This window comes from Streptomyces sp. NPDC054840 (assembly GCF_053611065.1).
The window spans coordinates 1-2,743 of sequence record NZ_JBSGZP010000835.1 but is presented as its reverse complement, the minus strand read 5'-3'; the positions used below and the strand labels follow the sequence as shown (position 1 = coordinate 2,743).

Genomic DNA, 2,743 nt, shown 5'->3' with positions numbered 1-2,743 from the left:
GAAGACGGGAGTCCGGAAAGTGGTTGCCAAGAAGAGCACGGGTACGGCGAGGAAGACGGCCGAGGCCGCCACCAGCGGGCTTCCCAAGGTGCGGGCCACGGCGGCCCTGGCCCCCGGCGAGCTCGCCGTACGGCCCGGGGAGGACCCATGGACCACCCAGGAGGTCGAGGACGCCCGTGAGGAGCTCCTGTCGGAGGTGCTGCGCCTGCGGGCCGAGCTCGACGCCTCCGAAGCGGCGATCACCGGCCTGATGCGGGACTCCGGGGACGGTGCGGGCGACGACCAGGCCGATACGGGCACCAAGAACATCACCCGCGAGTCCGAGCTGGCGCTCGCGGCGAACGCCACCTCGATGCTGGAGCAGACCGAGCGGGCCCTGGAACGGCTGGAGGCGGGCACGTACGGGCTCTGCGAGAACTGCGGGCAGCCCATCGGCAAGGCCAGGATGCAGGCCTTCCCGCGGGCCACCCTGTGCGTCGACTGCAAGCAGAAGCAGGAACGGCGGCACTGAGGACTGTCCCGACGGCTTGTACCGGGCCCGGACGGTCCGGCACGGCCGGGGGAGGTGGGGCAGGCGGTGCGCGGGGGCCCTGACGTACTCTCGTGTCCGTCAGGGTCCAGGAGGAACCTGGTCCGAGCTAGTTCGAGGGACTCACGTGGCAGAGGCGGAGCGCATCATCGGTACGCCGGAGGTCGGGGACGACACCCAGCCGGAGTCCGCCGGGCCCAAGGGGCGCCGTCGGATCACGGCCCTGCTCGTCGTGGCGGTGCTCGCCTACCTGCTCGACCTCGGCAGCAAGATGCTGGTCGTGGCGAAGCTGGAGCACCAGCCGCCGATCGAGATCATCGGTGACCTGCTGAAGTTCGAGGCGGTACGCAACCCGGGCGCCGCCTTCGGCTTCGGCGAGGCCTTCACCATCATCTTCACCTGCATCGCGGCCTCGGTCATCGTGGTGATCGTGCGGCTGGCCCGCAAGCTCTACAGCCTGCCGTGGGCGATCGCCCTGGGCCTGCTGCTGGGCGGCGCGCTGGGCAACCTGACCGACCGGATCTTCCGTTCGCCGGGTGTGTTCCGGGGTGCGGTCGTCGACTTCATCGCGCCCGCCCATTTCGCCGTCTTCAACCTCGCGGACTCGGCGATCGTGTGCGGCGGCATCCTGATCGTCCTGCTGTCCTTCAAGGGCCTGGACCCGGACGGGACCGTCCACAAGGACTGATCGCGGGAAGGTCCGACCGCCCCGTCCTGCATACTCGACGGGTGAGTACGATTCCCGAGATCCGCACCCTGCCCGTTCCCGATGGCCTGGAGGGCGAGCGCGTCGACGCCGCCCTCGCCCGTATGTTCGGTTTCTCCCGGACGAAGGCGGCCGATCTCGCGGCCGCGGGAAAGGTGTCGGTCGACGGCAGTGTCGTCGGGAAGTCCGAGCGTGTACACGGTGGCGCCTGGCTCGAAGTCGAGATGCCCGAGCCGGCCCGGCCGGTCGAGCTCGTCGCCGAGCCCGTTCCCGGCATGGAGATCATCCATGATGACGACGACATCGTCGTCATCATGAAGCCGGTCGGCGTCGCCGCCCACCCGAGCCCCGGCTGGACCGGCACCACCGTCATCGGTGGCCTCGCCGCGGCCGGCTACCGCATCTCCACCTCCGGCGCGTCCGAGCGCCAGGGCATCGTGCACCGCCTCGATGTCGGCACGTCCGGCCTGATGGCCGTCGCGAAGTCGGAGCGCGCGTACACCTCGCTGAAGAACCAGTTCCGCGAGCGGATCGTGGACAAGCGCTACCACGCGCTGGTGCAGGGCCACCCGGACCCGATGAGCGGCACGATCGACGCGCCGATCGGCCGCCACCCCAGCGCGGACTACAAGTGGGCCGTGATCCAGGACGGCAAGGCGTCCGTCACCCACTACGACCTGATCGAGGCCTTCCGCGCCGCCTCGCTGCTGGACATCAAGCTGGAGACCGGGCGCACGCACCAGATCCGCGTGCACATGTCCGCGCACCGGCACCCCTGTGTCGGTGACCTGACCTACGGCGCCGACCCGACCGTCGCCAAGCGGCTCGGCCTCACCCGGCAGTGGCTGCACGCGGTGCGCCTCGGCTTCGAGCACCCGTCGGACGGGCAGTGGGTCGAGTTCGAGAGCACCTACCCGGCGGACCTGCAGCACGCGCTGGACGTGATCCGGGCGGAGAGCGAGTGACCTCGCCGGTCGAGGTGCGGGTCGCCGTCTCGGAGGAGGACCTGAAGTCCTGCTTCGCGGTGCGGTCCGAGGTCTTCGTGGTCGAACAGTCGGTGCCGGAGTCGATCGAGTACGACGCGTACGACGCGGACGCGGTGCACGTCCTGGCCGTGGGCGCGGACGGCGTGCCGCTGGGCACGGGCCGGCTGCTGTACGGGCCGGCGTCCCTCGGCAAGACGGGCGACCTGACGGTCGGCTCGCTGGGCCGGCTGGCCGTCACCAGGTCCGCGCGCGGGCTGGGCGTGGGTGTGGCGCTGGTCCGGGCGATCGAGGCCGAGGCGTCCCGGCTCGGGCTGACCGCCGTCGACCTCGGTGCGCAGACGCATGCGCTGGGCTTCTACGAGCGCCTCGGTTACGTGGCCTACGGCCCGGAGTTCCAGGACGCGGGCATCCCGCACCGCGCGATGCGGCGTCCGTTGCCGTAGCGGGGGCCATTGCGCGCCGCCACTGCTGGGGCTCCGCCCCAGACCCCGCGCCTCGAACGCCGGCGAGGTTGGATGTGGC

The 2,743-nt window shown here is 71.1% G+C and carries 4 protein-coding genes; all 4 read left to right on the top strand.

The features are described from left to right. Positions 1 to 511: TraR/DksA family transcriptional regulator (locus ACWGIU_RS34780; protein WP_453712094.1), on the top strand; the 511-nt coding region annotated here is incomplete at its 5' end. Between the two features lie 163 nt (positions 512 to 674). After that, complete coding sequence (gene lspA, locus ACWGIU_RS34775; protein WP_258309950.1) at positions 675 to 1,217, top strand: signal peptidase II; 543 nt, start codon at positions 675 to 677, stop codon at positions 1,215 to 1,217. A gap of 41 nt (positions 1,218 to 1,258) precedes the next feature. Beyond that, positions 1,259 to 2,200 (top strand): RluA family pseudouridine synthase, encoded by a 942-nt coding sequence (locus tag ACWGIU_RS34770; RefSeq protein ID WP_453712093.1) that lies wholly within the window; start codon positions 1,259 to 1,261, stop codon positions 2,198 to 2,200. Beyond that, on the top strand, positions 2,197 to 2,664 hold the full coding sequence (locus ACWGIU_RS34765; protein ID WP_453712092.1) for a GNAT family N-acetyltransferase: 468 nt from the start codon (positions 2,197 to 2,199) through the stop codon (positions 2,662 to 2,664). Before ACWGIU_RS34770 ends, ACWGIU_RS34765 begins: the two co-directional genes overlap by 4 nt. The last annotated feature ends 79 nt before the right edge of the window (positions 2,665 to 2,743 follow it).